The organism is Bradyrhizobium sp. CCBAU 51765 (assembly GCF_015291725.1).
Taxonomy (GTDB): Bacteria; Pseudomonadota; Alphaproteobacteria; order Rhizobiales; family Xanthobacteraceae; genus Bradyrhizobium; species Bradyrhizobium liaoningense.
This window is the reverse complement of the sequence record NZ_CP030038.1, coordinates 2,121,255-2,138,081: the sequence shown is the minus strand read 5'-3', so window position 1 is coordinate 2,138,081 and position 16,827 is coordinate 2,121,255. Positions and strand designations below refer to the sequence as shown.

Genomic DNA, 16,827 nt, shown 5'->3' with positions numbered 1-16,827 from the left:
GACGGAGGTCCGTCCATTGGTCGCCGAGGTTGGTTACCGCAAGGTTAACATGATGGATCAAGTTGTGGAGAGTCTCGTGCCCCGGACGCAGCGCAGCGCGCCGCCTCTTCGCGGCGTGGTGCGCTGCAGAGCCGGGGCCCATATCGCGGCAGTATATCGTGTAGCGGCCTGAGTCCCGGCTCTGCGGAGCGTCACTTCGTGCCGCACGGCGTCCGGGACACGAGAGCCTATTCGTAGTTGATCGCAACGTCTCCCGCGCGCTGGTCGCGCTTGTAGATCTGATCCGGTCCGGGAATGAACCCGATCCTGACCGCGCGCTCACTGCTCCACGCGACGACAACATCAAGGTGCCCGCGCACGCTGAGAAAGGTCGGCGTGCTCTCGGGCGAGAACGTCCGGCCGCGCGCGATGATGCTGGCTTGCGTGCTGTCGGGTACCGTCGCACCGCATGACTTCCAGACCACGACGACCAGCTTGCTGCCGCTAGGCGAGGCGAATGCGCGCTGGCGAACGACGCGGCACGCACCGAAGCCACTCATGAGATTGTCGACGGCAACAACGAAGCCAAAACCCGCGGCGACTGGAACAGCAAGTGCGGCGACGGCGATCCCGATCCAGCGTCGCCGCGACATCTTCACACCACCGGCTTCACACCCGGCAGCGCCTGCACCAGTTCGCGGAACCTGGTGCCGCGGATCTCGAAGTTGCGGTACTGGTCGAAGGAGGCGCAGGCGGGGGACAGAAGCACGACGGCGTCGGTGAGACCCGAGGCTTCTGCATCGCGCGCGGCGTGCTCGACGGCGACGTCGAGCGTCTGGCTGATCTCGTGCGGGACCGCGCCGAGCGTGCCGGAAAATTCCTGTGCGGCCTCGCCGATCAGATAAGCCTTGCTGATGCGGGGAAAGAAGCCGGTGAGGCTTGTGATGCCACCCGCCTTCGGCTTGCCGCCGGCGATCCAGAAAATATCTGCAAACGACGACAGCGCATGCGCTGTGGCATCGGCATTGGTGCCCTTGGAATCGTTGACGAACAGCACGTTGCCGCGGCGGCCGACCTGCTCCATGCGGTGGGCAAGGCCGGGAAAGCTGCGCAGGCCGTCCTGCAGCACGTCCTGGCTGATGCCCATGGCGAGTGCAGCGGCGGCGGCGCAGGCCGCGTTCTGCGCGTTGTGCAGGCCGCGCAGCGAGCCGATGCCGCCGAGCGCGGCGACCTCGCTGCGGGCGCCGCCCGCGGCGCGCACGATGGTGCCGTGCTCGACGTAAATGCCCGACGCGAGCGGGTTCTTGACCGAGATGCGCACCACGTTCTTGCCAGTGCGGTCGAGCCGGTCGGCGATGTCGCGGCAATAGCCGTCGTCGACGCCCACGATCGCGGTGCCGCCCGCCTGCACGCCGGCGACGAGGCGCTCCTTCACCGCGGCGTAGTGCTCGATCGTACCATGCCGGTCGATATGGTCCTCGCTGACATTGAGCAGGATGCCGACGGAGGGATCGAGCGAGGGCGTGAGGTCGATCTGGTAGGACGACATCTCGATGACGTGAACGCGGCCCATGCGCGGCGGCTCCAGCGACAGGATCGCGGTGCCGATATTGCCGCCCATCTGGGTGTCGTAGCCGGCGACTTTCGTCAGGTGCGCGATCAGCGCCGTCGTGGTCGACTTGCCGTTGGTGCCGGTGATGGCGACGAACGGCGCGTCCGGCGCGTGGCGGCGCCGCTCGCGGCAGAACAGCTCGATGTCGCCGATGACCTCGACCCCGGCCTCGCGCGCCTTCAGCACGCTCCAGTGCGGCACCGGATGCGTCAGCGGCACGCCGGGCGCGAGCACGAGCGCAGCGAAATTCGCCCAGGAGACGTTGCGCAGATCGGCGGTGATGAAGCCGGCCTGAACCGCCTTGGCGACGTTCTCGGCATTGTCGTCGGCGGCGATCACTTCGGCGCCCCCCGCCTTCAAGGCATGGCAGGAGGCGAGCCCCGAGCCGCCGAGGCCGAACACCGCGACCGTCTTGCCGGCGAAGGATGTGACCGGGATCATGATGACTCCATCTCCGTCGTTCCGGGGCTCGCGGAGCGAGAACCCGGAATCTCGAGATTCCGGGTTCGACGCAGATGCGTCGCCCCGGAATGACGGTGCTGGGCAGCCATCCTCATCACCGCAGCTTCAGCGTGGACAGGCCGGCGAGCGCCAGCATCACCGAGATGATCCAGAAGCGGATCACGATCTGCGGCTCGGTCCAGCCGAGCTGCTCGAAATGGTGGTGGATGGGCGCCATCCGGAAGATGCGTTTTCCCGTGAGCTTGAACGACACCACCTGCACGATGACGGAGACCGCCTCCAGCACGAACAGGCCGCCGATCACGGCGAGCACGATCTCGTGCTTCACCGCGACCGCGATGGCGCCGAGCATGCCGCCCAGCGCGAGCGAGCCGGTGTCGCCCATGAAGATCGAGGCCGGCGGGGCGTTGAACCAGAGGAAACCGAGACCAGCGCCCAGCAGCGCGCCGCAGAGCACCGCCAGTTCGCCTGTGCCCGCGACGTATTTGATCTGGAGATATTCGGCGAACACGGCGTTGCCGGCGAGATAGGCGATCATCGCAAAGCTCGCGGTCGCGATCATCACCGGCACGATGGCGAGGCCGTCGAGACCATCGGTGAGATTCACCGCGTTGCCGGAGCCGACGATGACGAAGGCGCCGAAGATGACGAAGAACCAGCCGAAATGCAGCACGGTGTCCTTGAGGAACGGGATCGTCAGCGCGGTCGAGGCGGGATCGCGGTTCAGCCGCACCAGCGCGTAGCAGGCGACCAGCGCGATGATCGCCTCGATCAGCAGGCGAAGCTTGCTGCCGAACCCGGTCGTGGTCTGCTTGGTCACCTTGAGGTAATCGTCATAGAAGCCGACGAAGCCGAAGCCGAGCGTCACCGCCAGCACAATCCAGACATAGGGGTTGAGCGGATTGGCCCACAGCACCGTGCCGACGGTGAGGCCGGACAGGATCATCAGCCCGCCCATGGTGGGCGTGCCCTTCTTGGCGAGATGCGATTGGGGGCCGTCGGAGCGAATCGGCTGGCCCTTGCCCTGGCGGATGCGCAGATGGTCGATGATCCAGGGCCCGAACAGGAACACGAACAGCGCGCCGGTCACGACCGCCCCGCCGGTGCGGAAGGTGATGTAGCGGAAGACGTTCAGGAAGGTGCGAATGGCACCGAAGCCCGGAAATGTGTTGGAGAGCTCGATCAGCCAGTAAAACATTCAGACGGTCCTATGGCGCCTTTGCACACGCAGCCTTGGCCTTGTTCGTGGCCGTTATCTTGGCCTCGACGTGCCTCACGGGCATTCGCTGGTCTTCGTCATGGGTCGCGCGACCTCTGGGAAAACGGACGGCTTCGCGCCACAAAGGGTGGGATTCGGGAACAGCGCCTTCCAAGCAGTTTACGCCTTCGCCTGCAAGGCGGTCATCAGGCCCGGCACGAACTTGTTGACCCAGAACATCTTTTTGCTGCCCTTGACAACCACGACATCCCCTGCCTTCAGCAGGCTCGCAACCTCGCCCGGCTTCAGTGTGGCCGGATCATCGTGCCAGCCGAGGCCCTTGCCTGATGGCAGCACGTCGTAGAGGTGGCGCATCAGAGGACCGACGCAGTAGACGCCGTCGATGCCTTCGAGATATTTGGCGAGGCCGGTATGATAGTTCGGCGCGTCCTCGCCCAGTTCGAGCATGTCGCCGAGAACCGCGATGCGGCGGCCTTCGCTCACGTGGCGCGCCTGGAGGCTTTGCAGCGCAGCCGCCACGCTGGCCGGATTGCCGTTGAAGCTGTCGTCGATCACGGTGATATCGCCGACCGCCTGCTCGACGCCGCGGCCGGTCATGATGCCGACGCGGTCGAGCTTGATCGCCAGCGTCGCGACGTCGAGATGCGCAGCATGAATGGCGGCAAGCGCTGCCAGCGCATTGTGCACCCGGTGCGGCGCGCCAGGGGTGAGGCTGAAGGCGATCTCCTTCTTCCCGATCGCGGCCACGACCTGCCAGCTCTCGCCGTGCGGCGCGTGCGCGACCTCGTGCACCTCGGCATGCTCGCCGCCGAAGCGCACGACCTTGCCCTTCCACTCGGGCGCCTTGATCCCGGCGGGCAGCACCAGCACACCATTCTCGGGCAGGCCGAGCGCGATCGACACCTTCTCGCGCCGGATGGCTTCCAGCGAGCCGAGCTTTTCCAGATGCACGGGCTGCACGTTGACGACGAGCGCGACCGTCGGGCGCGTCAATTCGCTGAGCCGCGCGATCTCGCCTTGCTGGTTCATTCCCATCTCGACGACCCAGAGGCTGGCGTCTCGCCTGGCATTGCACAGAGTCAGCGGAACGCCCCAGAAATTGTTGAAGCTCGACGGGCTCGCATAGGCGTTCGGATAGGCGGCGAGAAATTCCTTGGTGCTGGTCTTGCCCGCGCTTCCGGTGAGTCCGATCACCGGGCCATTGAAGCGCGCGCGTGCGGCCCGGGCGAGGCCCCAGAGACCGTCGATCAACGTATCCCTGACGACGATCTGCGGAATGCGAATGCCGGCGATCTCGTGCGGCACGATCATCGCGACCGCGCCCGAAGCTTCCGCCTTGTCCGCGAACTCCCAGCCGTCGCGCGCGCTGGCGAAGGCCGAGACGAAGCCGCCGCTCGGCGTGCCGCTGAGCGCGACGAACAGGCTGCCCGGCTTCACCAGCCGGCTGTCCTGCGTGATGAAGTCGATTCCCGTGTCCGGGAACGATCCGGTGACACCCAGCGCACGCGCGACCTCGGCAACCGTCCATATTGGCGCGCTCATGCAACCCTCGACGCTAGTGCGGCGGCAACCGCCTCGTGATCACTGAAGGGCAGAACTTCTCCGCCGACGATCTGCCCGGTCTCATGGCCCTTGCCGGCGATGAGCAGTGCATCGCCGTCTTCCAGCTCCTCGATCGCGGCGCGGATCGCGGCGGCGCGGTCGCCGATCTCCCGGGCGCCCTTCGCGGTGGCGAGGATCGCGGCGCGGATGGCTTCCGGCTTCTCGCTGCGCGGATTGTCGTCGGTGACGATGACGCTGTCGGCGTTCTCGGCCGCGATCTCGCCCATGATCGGACGCTTGCCGGCATCGCGGTCGCCGCCGGCGCCGAACACGACGACCAGCCTGCGCTTCGCATAAGGCCGCAGCGCCTGCAGCGCCTTCGCCAGCGCATCGGGCTTGTGCGCGTAATCGACGAAGATCGGCGCGCCGTTGCGCTCGCCGACACGCTCGAGCCGGCCCTTCGCGCCTTCGAGATGTTCGAGGCTTGCGAATACGTTTGCAGCGTCGCTGCCGGTGCCGATGGCAAGGCCGGCCGACACCAGCGCGTTCTCGATCTGGAATTCGCCGACCAGCGGCAGCCGGATGGCGAAGCGCTTGCCGCGATGTTCGAGCGTGAGTTTTTGCGCGAAACCTTCGACCGCGGCCTCCGTCAGGCGGATGCCCTCGCCTGCTCCGTCGCCGTTGCGGCCGACCGCCATGACGCGCAGGCCGCGCGCCCTGGCGGCCTCGATCGCTTCAGCCGAGCAATCATGATCGGCCGAGATCACCGCGGCGCCACCCGGCGGCACCAGTTCGCGGAACAGGCGGAGCTTCGCCGCGAGATAATGCGCAACGCTCGGATGGTAATCCATGTGGTCGCGCGAGAGGTTGGTGAAGCCGCCGGCGGAGACGCGCACGCCGTCGAGGCGATACTGGTCGAGCCCGTGCGAGGAGGCCTCGAAGGCGAGATGGGTAACGCCCTCGCGCGCGATCTCGTCGATCTGCCGGTGCAGCGCGATCGGATCGGGCGTCGTCAGCGAGCCGTAGACGGTGCGTTTGGGCGAGACGAGACCGATGGTGCCGATGCTGGCGGAGGCATGCCCCAGCCGCTCCCAGATCTGACGTGTGAACGCCGCAACCGAGGTCTTGCCGCTGGTTCCGGTCACGGCGGCGATCGTGGCGGGCTGCGCGGGAAAGAACTTTGCCGCGGCCAGCGCCAGTGTGCGGCGCGGATTGGCCACAGTGATAAACGGCACATTGGTGGCCGCAGGCGCATGGTCGCCAACGACTGCGATCGCGCCCGCGGCAATTGCCGCATCGATGAAGCGCGCGCCGTCGGTCTTGCTGCCCGCGATTGCGACGAAGAGATCGCCCGGCTTGACCACGCGGCTGTCGAGCGCAATGCCGCTCACGTCGAGAGCCGCAACAGCGGACTCGATCGCGGCATCATTGCCCAGAACATCCTGACCCAAGAGGTCGCGCAGCTTCATGGTCTTCCAGTCGACATGCCTGCCGGAAAGCCGAATCGCTTTGAAAATTCCGACTCAGCACCGGCGATGGCCCACCCGATTGATTACTGGGTTGTCCTGGATGCTGCAAGAATAAGGCGGTCGGACGGCGGCAGGTCGAACCGCGGCTCGACGCCCAGGAGCGGCGCGATCCGCTCGATCACCTTGCCCCCGGTCGGCACCGCGTTCCAGCCCGACGTGATGAAACCATGCGTTTCGGGCAGCGCCTGCGGCTCGTCCAGCATGATCAGGACGTGATATTTGGGATCGTCGCAGGGCAGGATGGCGGTGAAGGAGTTGAGCACGCGCTTCTTGGCGTAGCGCCCGTTGATGACCTTCTCGGACGTGCCGGTCTTGCCGCCGACGTAATAGCCCTTGACGTCGGCGGTCTTGGCGGTGCCGATCTCGGCATTGAGCCGCATCAGGTACCGCATCTTGTCGCTGGTCTCCGTCTTGATGACGCGCTTGGCCATCGCCATGGCCTCGGATTCGCTGCGCTTCATGAATGTCGGCGGAATCAGATAGCCGCCGTTCACCAGCGCGTTGATGCCCATCACGGCCTGCAGCGGTGCCACCGACAGGCCCTGGCCGAACGCAGCGGTGACCGTATTCAACTCGCTCCAGCGCCGCGGGATCAGCGGCGCCGCGCTCTCCGGCAATTCGGTGCGCAGCCGCGTCATCTGGCCCATCTTGGCGAGGAACGCCTTGTGCGCTTCGACGCCCTGGTTAAGCGCGATCCGCGCCGCGCCGATGTTGGACGAGTAGGTGAACACTTCCTTGGTGTTGATGAAGCGCCCGAGCGGATGGCTGTCATGGATGGTGAACTTGCCGTAGTGCAGGTTTCCGCGCGCGTCCCACATCGAATTCAGGTTGATCTTGCCGGAATCGAGCCCCATCGCCAGCGTGAACGCCTTGAAGGTCGAACCCATCTCGTAGACGCCGGTGGTCAGGCGATTGATGCGATCGGGGTCGTGCGCTTCCTTCGGATTGTTGGGATCGAAATCGGGCAGCGAGACCATCGCCACGATCTCGCCGGTCTTGACGTTGGAGACGATGCCGGAAGCGGCCTTGGCGTGGAACTTGTCCTTGGCCTTGAGGAGTTCGTCACGCAGCGCATGCTCGACGCGCAGATCGACCGAGAGCTCGATCGGCTTCTGCAGCCGGTCGGTCGCAAAGCCGGCACGGTGGAGATCGGCGAGCCCCTGGTTGTCGAGCCACTTCTCCAGGCCGGCGATGCCCTGGTTGTCGATGTTGACGAGACCGATGATGTGGGCGACCTCGTTGCCCGTCGGGTAGACGCGCTTGTTCTCGCGCAGGAAGCCGATGCCGGGAAGGCCGAGCTTGTGGATGGCCTGCTGCTGCGCCGGCGTGACCTCGCGCTTGAGCCAGGCGAAGCCCTTGCGCGACTTCAGGCGCTCGCGCACCTCGGCCTCGTCGAGGTCGGGAATGGTCGCCGTCAGGAGCTCGATCGCCTCATCCTTGTCGATGATGCGCCGCGGCTCGCTGAACAGGCTCGCGGCCTTGACGTCGGTCGCGAGGATCGCGCCGTTGCGGTCGACGATGTCGGGCCGCGCGGTCGCAACCACCTCCTGCGCCGCGGCGCGGCGCGCCCCGTGGGCGTCCGCGCCGATCGCGAACATCACGAGCCGCCCGCCGATCAGGGCATAGACCGAAGCGAAGGCCAGTATCGCAAGCCCCACGCGCGCTCGCGCCTTCACGGCGCGATCGACATTGCGCCCGTAGAGCAGGCTGCGGATCAGCCGCTGCCGCCACGGTTCGGCCGGCTTCTCGGTCAATTTTGCAGGCGTTGCCGCGCTCATTGCTTGTCCTCGGGCTGAGGCACGGAGCCCGTCACGGTATCGGGATCACTCGCGGCTTCGATGGCGTTTAGCATGGCCCCGATCGGATCGGGATCGCCCGGCCTGAACATCCGCGGCGGGCGCTCCGGCAGATTCTTCAGCGAGTCATATTGCGTGCCATTAACCGGCTTGAGGTGCAGATGCCGGTCGGACAGGCCTTGCAGCCGCAGCGGGGCATCGAGCTTGGCCCACTCGGCCCGCAGCGCCGCGATCGCGTCGCGCTCCTCGCGTATCTCTGCACGCAGCCGCAGCACCTTCTCGGTGCGCGCCGTGGAGTCCATCTTGATCCTGTAGACATGGGCCGCCGCGAAGATCAGCGCACCGATGACGAGGAGGTGGATGATGCGCATGCGCTAGCCGCCCCTCATCACGTCGGAGAGTTTCGGCCAGGGCGATGCCTCGTCGGTCTCGTGCGCCGGCGCCGCGGTGCGCTCGGCGGCGCGCAGCTTTGCCGAGCGTGCACGCGGATTATGCGCAACTTCGTCTTCGCCGGCGACGACGGGCCGCCGCGTCAGAACCCGGAAGCTCGGCGTCACTTGCGCGACTTCCGGCAGATGCCGCGAACCGCCGCCGGTCCTGGAGCGCTCAGCGAGAAAATTCTTGACGATGCGGTCTTCCAGCGAATGGAACGAGACCACGACGAGGCGGCCGCCGGGCTTGAGCATGCGCTCGGCTGCAGCGAGCGCGGCCTGGAGCTCGTCGAGTTCCTCGTTGACGAAGATGCGCAGCGCCTGGAACGTCCGCGTTGCCGGATGAATCTCCCCCGGCTTTGCGCGGACCACTCTTCCGACGAGATCGGCAAGCGCGCGCGTGGTGGTGAACGGGGTCTCCTGGCGGTCCGCGACAATGGCGCGTGCGATGCGGCGCGAATGCCGCTCCTCGCCGAGGAGATAGATGATGTCGGCGAGATCGCCTTCCGACGCACGCGCGACCACGTCGGCCGCGGTCGGGCCCGTCTGCCCCATCCGCATGTCGAGCGGACCGTCGAGGCGGAACGAGAAGCCGCGGCCGGCCTGGTCGAGCTGCATCGAGGACACACCGACGTCCATCACGACGCCGTCGATCGCCTCGACGCCTTGCTCCGCGCAGACCTCGGCAAGATCGGAGAAGCGGCCCTCGACCAGCATCAGCCGGCCTGCGGAACGTTCGACCAGCCCGGCGCCGCCGGCAATCGCCGTGCGGTCGCGATCAATGGCGATGAGTCTGGTTCCCGGCACTTCCAGGATCGCGCGGCTATAGCCGCCGGCGCCAAAAGTGGCGTCGACATAGACGCCGCCCTCGCGCGGAGCGAGATGCGCGACGGCCTCCCGACCAAGAACGGGGATGTGCGGAACCGAGCTCATGCGAAACGCCTGCCGACCGACCGGCCTGACATCCAAGCAAGATCGGGGACGAACAAGCCCATAACGCCTCGAATCATTACGCGTCGCGGCGGTTCCACGACAAAGTCCTCGTCCAGCATGGTTACCGGGCCCGGTCGTCCCAGGCCACAAACCCAGTGTTCCCAGTGGAATTTGTCGGGCAGCCATGGGATTTCGAGCCAAAATACGCTTTGGCCGCCTCCGGACGCGGGTCGGCACTTCATCCCTCAGTAACGGCCCTTAGCGTTAAGAAAGCGTTGCTCGACTCAATACAAGTCGTAAAGGTGACGAGCGGGGTGATGCATCATCCACACACATCGCCGAAATGCATCCGTTAACCGCGCCGTGCGATTGCGCGCGGTGGACGGTAAAGGAATAGTAAAGAGAAGGGCTTGCCCCACTCTCCGTTCGTTCGAGCTGCTCATGCCCTCCGGTTCGTCCACACCGTCTGGATCTGATTCGAAGCGTCAACGCGTTCTCCCGGTTCCCAAGACCGTGGCGAGCCTGCGGACGTTCGAGCCCGACTCGTCGATCGTCTCGGACATCATCCCCTCGCCCAATTACGGCGAGCGCAACAAGGGACGGCAGCCGGACATGATCGTGCTGCACTACACCGGCATGCCCGATGTCGAGGGCGCGCTGGCACGGCTGTGCACGGCGGGCAGCGAAGTGTCGGCACATTATGTCGTGCTGGAGGACGGCCGCATCGTGCAATGCGTGCCCGAGGCCAAGCGCGCCTGGCACGCAGGCGTCTCCTCCTGGGCCGGCGAGGACGACATCAACTCCTGCTCGATCGGCATCGAGATCATCAATCGCGGCCACGACTGGGGCTATCCCGAGTTTCCGCTGCGCCAGATCGCCGCCGTGATCGCGCTGTGCCGCGGCATCATGCTCCGGCGCAAGGTGCCGGCCCACCGGGTGCTCGGCCATTCCGACGTCGCGCCCGCGCGCAAGAAGGACCCCGGCGAAAAATTTCCATGGCATTCGCTGGCCAATTCCGGCGTCGGCCACTGGGTCACGCCCGCTCCGATCGTGCGCGGCGAGACTCTGATGCTCGGCACCATCAGCGACGCCGTGCTGAGCATGCAGCAGGCGCTCGCAAGGTACGGCTACGGCGTGCCGCTGACCGGCAAATACGACGCCGCGACGCTGGAAGTCGTCACCGCCTTCCAGCGCCATTTCCGTCCGGCGCGGCTCGATGGCGTCGCCGATCATTCGACGCTGTCGACATTGCAGGCACTGCTGGCGAGCCTGCCGGCGGAAGCGACGACGGTGGCGTCGAAGTGACGGCGTAGGCCATGCGGTTCGCTCTCGTGTCCCGGACGCGCGAAGCGCGAGCCGGAACCCAATCGGCGATGCAGCCCGTTGCGACGAGATGGGCCCCGGCTCTGCGGCGCATCGCCATAGAGGCGTTGCGCTGCGTCCGGGGCACGAGAGCATCACTCCATCTCCCTCATCCTTCGCGCATAGAGCCTTCGCAACGGCTCGAGCTGCGTCGCCTCCGTCGCCGCATGATAGGCCTCGCGCGCCTGCTCCGTCCTGCCGAGCCTCCGCAACAGATCCGCGCGCACTGCGGGCAACAGCTCATAGCCGCGAAGCCCGCCGCGCGCGGTGATCGCATCGACGAGATCGAGCGCTCGCGCCGGCCCATCGACCATCGACACCGCCGCGGCATGGTTCAGCTCGATCACCGGCGACGGGTTGATGCGCAGCAAGACCTCGTAGAGTCCCGCAATCTGCGGCCAATCGGTTTCCTCGAAGCTCGGCGCACGCGCATGCAGCGCGGCGATCGCGGCCTGCACCGCATAGGGCTGCGGCCGGCCGGGCACGCGCAGCGCATCGTCGACCAGACGCAGGCCCTCATCGATCTGCCCACGATCCCACAGCGAGCGGTCCTGCTCTTCGAGCAGCACGATGTCGCCGGCCGGTGTCTCGCGTCCGGCGCGGCGGGCGTCGTGCAGCAGCATCAGGGCCAGCAGCCCCTTGATGCCGGCGCGATCGGGCATCAGCCGATCGAGCAAGCGGCCGAGCCGGATGGCCTCGGCCGCAAGATCGGGCCGCATCAGGTCCGCGCCCTCGGTCGCGACATAGCCTTCGGTGAAGACGAGATAGATCACGGCGAGCACGCCATCGAGCCGCGGCACCAGCGCGTCGCGTTCGGGCACCTCATAGGGGATGCCGGCAAGCCTGATCTTCTGCTTGGCGCGGACCAGCCGCTGTGCCATTGCCTCCTCGCCCACGAGGAACGCGCGCGCGACCTGCGCCGTCGAGAGCCCGCAGACGGTGCGGAGCGTCAGCGCGACCTGGACCTCGGGCGCGAACGCGGGATGACAGCAGGTGAAGATCAGCCGCAGCATGTCGTCGTCCAGCGTTGCAGGCGGCTCATCGGGGCCCTGCGCGTTCAGTTCGAGCTCATGCACCAGCGCCTGCTGCTTGCCGCGGAAGACGGCCTGGCGGCGAATCCGGTCGATCGCCTTGTGCTTGGCGACATTGACCAGCCAGGCGCGCGGATTGCCGGGGACCTCAGACCCCGCCCAGCGTTCCAGCGCGACGGCAAAAGCATCCTGGAGCGCGTCCTCGGCGAGATCGAAATCGCCGACGAGACGGATCAGCGTGGCCAGCGCCCGCCCCGCCTCGTCGCGGAAGATTTTGTCGATCTCGCCAGGGGTCATTGAACGATGCTTTGCACGTCATTCCGGGGCGTGCGCAGCACGAACCCGGAATCTCGATATTGTGGCGCGAGATTCCGGATTCTCGCTTCGCGAGCCCCGGAATGACGGCTTCGCCGTCACTTCTCATACACCCAGATCGGCCGCACCTCGATCGAGCCGATGCGTGCGCTGGGAATTCGCGCCGCGATCTCGATGGCCGCATTCAGATCCTTCGCCTCGACGAGATAGTAACCGCCGAGCTGCTCGCGCGTTTCCGCGAACGGACCATCGGTCGTCAGCGTCTTGCCCTCGCGCACGCGCACGGTCGTCGCGGTCGTGGTCGGCTGCAGGCGGTCCCCGGCCTTGAAGTTGCCGCTCTGGATGATGGATTGCGTGAAGGCCTGGTATTCGGCCAGCATCTTCTGGCTCGTCGCCGCGTCGTTCTTCGCGTACTCGACCTCGTTCTGGTAGATCATCAGCAGATATTGCATCGCTTCACTCCTGTTGCCCGGCTGTGTTGCCGACATCCAGTCGAACGGGGCACGCACCAAACGACATCTTCAGGATAGATTATTTGCGGGCGAAGCGTGCGTCGCGATATCGGCTTGACGAAACCGTCACAAATGCCCCATGCGTAATCCGTCAGTCGGCCGGACGGCCGCTCCGGCACGTGCCGAAAGGCCGCCGGGGAGGAAAGTCCGGGCTCCCTTGACATGCGGTGCCGGATAACGTCCGGCGGGGGTGACCCCAGGGAAAGTGCCACAGAGAACGAACCGCCCGCCTTCGCCCTCCGGGGCTTCGGCGCGGCAAGCCCTCGGGCCTGCCGTACCGTAGCAGCGCAAGCTGCGTAGGCAGGTAAGGGTGAAAAGGTGCGGTAAGAGCGCACCGCGGTTCCGGCAACGGAGCCGGCATGGCAAACCCCACCGGGAGCAAAACCGAATAGGGACGGCTTAAGCGGGCTGTTCGCGCAAGCGATAACGCCGCGGGGCGATGTCAGGCCCGCCGTCCGGGTAGGTTGCTCGAGGCCATGTGCAAACATGGTCCCAGAGGAATGGCCGTCACGTATCGTTCGCGCAAGCGGACGGTGCCCTACAGAACCCGGCTTACAGGCCGGCTGATACTCTAAAGCGTTTTCGAGCGAAGTGGGTTTTCCGGTTCGCGTGAAGAAAACGCGTCTTGCTCGGTAAGCGACGAGGGGTTCGGTGCTAGCGCATCGGACCCCTCACCATTTTCACCGCAGTCATTCCGGGGCGTGCGCAGCACGAGCCTGGAATCCATCAGGTGGCAGAGACGGTGGAGGGATGGATTCCGGGCTCTCGCTTCGCGAGCCCCGGAATGACGGCGGAGAATTAAGCCACGATCTCGTTCAACACCGCCATCAAGGCCTCCGGCGCCGTCACGTTCGGCGCGTGGCTGGCGTCGAGCTCGACGTAGCGCCAGCCCTCCTCGCTCTTCGTCCGCTTGGCGAACTGCCCGAACACATCGCCCGGCGGGATGCGCGTGCAATAGATGTAGCTGCGCGGCATCGCCGGCTCGCCGTGCTCGAGCCTCAGTCTGGTCTCGAAGCACTTGATCGGCATTGGGACGCGGCGTGCATTGAGCCAGTCGAGATCGGCTTGGGGCGTGTCGGGCGGCGGCGGATTCGGCGGGATGCGATAGCCGTCGCCCGAGCTTGCTGCCCCTTGCATCGGCTCGCGGCCGGCCTCATTGAGATCGAACAGCGATTGGCCATCGCGCGGCACGAAGGCGTCGAGATAGATCAGCTGCGTCACGCGCTCGCGCGCGCGATCGGCGACGCCGGTCGCGACCATGCCGCCATAGCTATGGCCAAGCAGCACGATGTCGCTGAGATCCTCGAAGGCGATGACGTTGAGGATGTCCTGGATGTGCGTCTCCAGATCGATCGTGGGGCTTGCGAGATGCGCGCGCTCGCCGAGCCCGGTGTAGGTCGGCGCCATCAGACGATGGCCGGCCTGCGCCATCAGCGGATGCATCTTCTTCCAGGCCCATCCGCCGGACCAGGCGCCGTGACAGAGCAGGAAGGACTTCGCGCGTGCGGCCATCGGCGTTTCCATCGTTCTTGTTGGTACGACGGAGTGTACTGGCCGGCCGCGCGATGTAAACGCCGCTCAGGCCGCGCGGGTATCCGCCTTCACCAGGACCGGTGCAAGCTCGGCGGCCTCGCGCCGCAGCTTGCTCGCCTCGAAACCGTGCATGCCGAGCTGCCATTGCAGCCCGACGATGGCGCCCTTGGTCGGTTGCAGCAGCGCGAGCGAGGCGAACAGCGTCACCGGCAGCCACACCGCGAGTTGCAACCATTCCGGCGGCGCATAGGCGGTCTCGACCGCGAGGATCGCCGGCACCACGAGATGGCCGACCACGACCATCACGAGATAGGCGGGAAAATCGTCTGCGCGCTGGTGAAACAGCTCCTCGCCGCAATGGTCGCACGCGTCGGCCACTTTCAGGAAACGGCCGAACATGTGCCCTTCCCCGCAATTCGGACACTTGCCGCTGAAACCGCGCCACATCGCCTTAGCCAGAGAGACCGGCGCCAGAGAGACCGCCATGACCACACCTCTTCCTTTTCGACGATCCATACAATAATATCTTGCATCCATACATTCAAAGGATATGGGGCTGAATTGCATGGATTGGACCCCTACAATCTCGGAGCTGAGCGGCCCGCGCTATCAGCGCATCGTCGATGCGATGGAGGCCGACATTGCTGCGGGCAGGCTGGTGCGCGGCCAGCAATTGCCGACGCAGCGCGCGCTCGCAAAAGCTCTCGGCATCGACCTGACCACGGTGACGCGCGCCTATACCGAAGCCCGGCGCCGCGGCATCATGGAAGCCCGCGTCGGACAGGGCTCGTTCGTGTCGGAGACCAGCGCGCGCCGCGCGGTCGACCTGCCGCATCCCGTCGCGATCGATCTCTCGATGAACGTGCCGCCGCATCCGCTGGAGGCGCAGCTCGACGAGCGCATCATCGCCGGCATGGAAGCCATCCGCGCGCAATCGGGACTGACGGCGTATCTCAACTATCAGCCGCCCGGCGGCAGCGCGCATGAGCGCGAGGTCGCGGCGCGCTGGATGCGCGCACGCGTTCCGCATGCGCAGGCCGACAGGCTCCTGATCTTCCCCGGCGCGCAAACCATCCTGTTCAACCTGCTCGCGCATCTCGCGCGGCCGGGCGACATCGTTCTGACGGAAGCCCTCACCTTTCCCGGCATCAAGGCCGCCGCCGCACGGCTCGGCGTCAAGCTCGTCGGCGTCGCCATGGATGACGGCGGCATCCTGCCCGATGCACTGGCGAAGGCGTGCCGCGCGCACCGGCCACAGGCCGTCTATCTCATTCCGACGCTGCACAATCCGACCACCGCGACGCTGTCCGCCGAGCGGCGCAATGCCGTCGCAAAGATCATTCGCGATGCCGACACGCCCCTGATCGAGGACGACGCCTACGGCCTGCTCGAGCGCTCGGCATCACCGATCGCGAGCCTCATTCCGGAGCGGACTTATCTCGCGACCACATTGTCAAAATGCATCGCGCCCGCGCTGCGCGTCGCCTATCTGGTGACGCCCGACAGCAACGCGCAGCGGGACATGCGCACGTACTTGCAGGCGACCGTGCAGATGCCGGCGCCATTGATGGTCGCGCTGGTGACGCATTGGATCGAAAGCGGCATTGCCGATCGCATCATCGCCGCCATCCGCAGCGAGGCGGTCGGCCGCCAGCAGCTCGCGCAGCGCACGCTGAAGGGTTTTCAATTCCTGGCCAGGCCCGCCGCCCATCATCTGTGGTTGCGGCTGCCGGAAGGCGGGCCCGATCTCGCGGCACATCTTCTGCGGAATGGACTGGCGGTCGTCGCCGGCGATGCCTTCACGGTCGACGGGGCACCGCCGCATGCGGCACGAGTCTCGCTGGGGGCGGCGCGGAACAGATCGGAATTGGCGGAGGCGCTGCGCATCCTGGTCGGCGCGCTGCAGAAGCCTGCCGACACCAGGCAGATCGTCTAGGTCATGATGAGATCAGGTTTGATTGCTACAACGTAAGTGCGCTCCCTCTCCCGTTTGCGGGAGAGGGCTGGGGAGAGGGTGTTTCCGCAATGGGATAATCCCCCAGAGGAGAAAGCCTCACCCGCGCCGGAGCCTGTCATCGGGCGCGCCTTCGGCGCGACCCGGTGGGCGCGACCTCTCCCGCAAGCGGGAGAGATTGCACCGAGCCCGTGGCAATTCGATTCAACCTAAAGCCATTCCGCTTTAGACTTTCATTGATGATGACGACGGTGGCGTGGCCGAGCGACCGGTGCAACGGCCGCAGGATAGGCCGCATAGGCCTCGCTCGGGGCTACTGCCTCACCACGAGCCGCACGCCCCGCAGGCGTGAGCTGGCCGCCGTTCAGCACATCGCGATCAGGATGAGCGGCCTGATAGGCCGCTGGCTCGGAAAACTGTGCCTGGGCCATTGTCGGCGTCAACGCGACCGCCAGCAGCGCGGCTGCAACGGCAATCTTGGTGCGGGTCATGGTCATTCTCCATCATCGCATTCAGGACTGACCGATCCGGGCGCATGATTGCGTCGGGCGGCCCCGGGGATTGAAGTACGGCCATCATGTAGGCGTGTCTTCCGGGAAAGCCCGACACCCCGCAGA

At 66.2% G+C, this 16,827-nt stretch carries 15 protein-coding genes and 1 other RNA gene; 3 read left to right on the top strand and 13 right to left on the bottom strand.

Annotation, left to right across the window (positions count from 1 at the left end):
• Window positions 1–227: 227 nt before the first annotated feature.
• The 8 genes from XH96_RS10075 to rsmH form a co-directional block, all read right to left on the bottom strand.
• Complete coding sequence (locus XH96_RS10075) at window positions 228–632, bottom strand: hypothetical protein (protein WP_194392359.1); 405 nt, start codon at window positions 630–632, stop codon at window positions 228–230.
• Between the two features lie 2 nt (window positions 633–634).
• Window positions 635–2,032, bottom strand: a complete 1,398-nt coding sequence (gene murD, locus XH96_RS10070; RefSeq protein WP_194392358.1) for a UDP-N-acetylmuramoyl-L-alanine--D-glutamate ligase — start codon at window positions 2,030–2,032, stop codon at window positions 635–637.
• A 115-nt stretch (window positions 2,033–2,147) separates the two neighbouring features.
• On the bottom strand, window positions 2,148–3,251 hold the full coding sequence (gene mraY / locus XH96_RS10065) for a phospho-N-acetylmuramoyl-pentapeptide-transferase (protein ID WP_194392357.1): 1,104 nt from the start codon (window positions 3,249–3,251) through the stop codon (window positions 2,148–2,150).
• 180 nt (window positions 3,252–3,431) lie between these two features.
• On the bottom strand, window positions 3,432–4,814 hold the full coding sequence (gene murF, locus XH96_RS10060; RefSeq protein WP_194392356.1) for a UDP-N-acetylmuramoyl-tripeptide--D-alanyl-D-alanine ligase: 1,383 nt from the start codon (window positions 4,812–4,814) through the stop codon (window positions 3,432–3,434).
• Window positions 4,811–6,283, bottom strand: a complete 1,473-nt coding sequence (locus XH96_RS10055) for a UDP-N-acetylmuramoyl-L-alanyl-D-glutamate--2,6-diaminopimelate ligase (RefSeq protein ID WP_194392355.1) — start codon at window positions 6,281–6,283, stop codon at window positions 4,811–4,813. Before XH96_RS10055 ends, murF begins: the two co-directional genes overlap by 4 nt.
• An 83-nt stretch (window positions 6,284–6,366) precedes the next feature.
• Window positions 6,367–8,121: a penicillin-binding protein 2 gene (locus tag XH96_RS10050; RefSeq protein ID WP_194392354.1), complete on the bottom strand. Its 1,755-nt coding sequence runs from the start codon at window positions 8,119–8,121 to the stop codon at window positions 6,367–6,369.
• The gene (locus tag XH96_RS10045; protein WP_131869722.1) at window positions 8,118–8,510 is read right to left on the bottom strand and encodes a hypothetical protein; all 393 of its coding nucleotides are present in this window, start codon (window positions 8,508–8,510) and stop codon (window positions 8,118–8,120) included. Before XH96_RS10045 ends, XH96_RS10050 begins: the two co-directional genes overlap by 4 nt.
• A gap of 3 nt (window positions 8,511–8,513) precedes the next feature.
• Window positions 8,514–9,503, bottom strand: coding sequence for a 16S rRNA (cytosine(1402)-N(4))-methyltransferase RsmH (gene rsmH, locus XH96_RS10040; protein ID WP_194392353.1), 990 nt, complete (start codon window positions 9,501–9,503; stop codon window positions 8,514–8,516).
• 441 nt (window positions 9,504–9,944) lie between these two features.
• Here rsmH and XH96_RS10035 point away from each other — a divergent pair, with 441 nt between their 5' ends.
• Window positions 9,945–10,808, top strand: coding sequence for an N-acetylmuramoyl-L-alanine amidase (locus tag XH96_RS10035; protein WP_194392352.1), 864 nt, complete (start codon window positions 9,945–9,947; stop codon window positions 10,806–10,808).
• Window positions 10,809–10,960: 152 nt separating this feature from the next.
• Here the strand turns inward: XH96_RS10035 and XH96_RS10030 are convergent, their stop codons facing one another.
• Both XH96_RS10030 and XH96_RS10025 read right to left on the bottom strand, forming a co-directional pair.
• Window positions 10,961–12,193 (bottom strand): RNA polymerase sigma factor, encoded by a 1,233-nt coding sequence (locus XH96_RS10030; RefSeq protein ID WP_194392351.1) that lies wholly within the window; start codon window positions 12,191–12,193, stop codon window positions 10,961–10,963.
• A 116-nt stretch (window positions 12,194–12,309) separates the two neighbouring features.
• Complete coding sequence (locus XH96_RS10025) at window positions 12,310–12,663, bottom strand: YciI family protein (RefSeq protein WP_027572587.1); 354 nt, start codon at window positions 12,661–12,663, stop codon at window positions 12,310–12,312.
• 151 nt (window positions 12,664–12,814) lie between these two features.
• Here XH96_RS10025 and rnpB point away from each other — a divergent pair.
• Window positions 12,815–13,294: RNase P RNA component class A (rnpB, locus tag XH96_RS10020), an RNA gene on the top strand.
• A gap of 227 nt (window positions 13,295–13,521) precedes the next feature.
• Here rnpB and XH96_RS10015 read toward each other — a convergent pair.
• On the bottom strand, window positions 13,522–14,235 hold the full coding sequence (locus tag XH96_RS10015) for an alpha/beta fold hydrolase (protein WP_194392350.1): 714 nt from the start codon (window positions 14,233–14,235) through the stop codon (window positions 13,522–13,524).
• Window positions 14,236–14,301: 66 nt separating this feature from the next.
• Window positions 14,302–14,742 (bottom strand): DUF983 domain-containing protein, encoded by a 441-nt coding sequence (locus XH96_RS10010; RefSeq protein WP_371740032.1) that lies wholly within the window; start codon window positions 14,740–14,742, stop codon window positions 14,302–14,304.
• A gap of 79 nt (window positions 14,743–14,821) precedes the next feature.
• Here XH96_RS10010 and XH96_RS10005 point away from each other — a divergent pair, with 79 nt between their 5' ends.
• Window positions 14,822–16,192 (top strand): PLP-dependent aminotransferase family protein, encoded by a 1,371-nt coding sequence (locus tag XH96_RS10005; RefSeq protein ID WP_194392348.1) that lies wholly within the window; start codon window positions 14,822–14,824, stop codon window positions 16,190–16,192.
• A gap of 251 nt (window positions 16,193–16,443) precedes the next feature.
• Here XH96_RS10005 and XH96_RS10000 read toward each other — a convergent pair whose 3' ends face one another.
• Window positions 16,444–16,701 (bottom strand): hypothetical protein, encoded by a 258-nt coding sequence (locus XH96_RS10000; RefSeq protein ID WP_194392347.1) that lies wholly within the window; start codon window positions 16,699–16,701, stop codon window positions 16,444–16,446.
• Window positions 16,702–16,827: the final 126 nt, after the last annotated feature.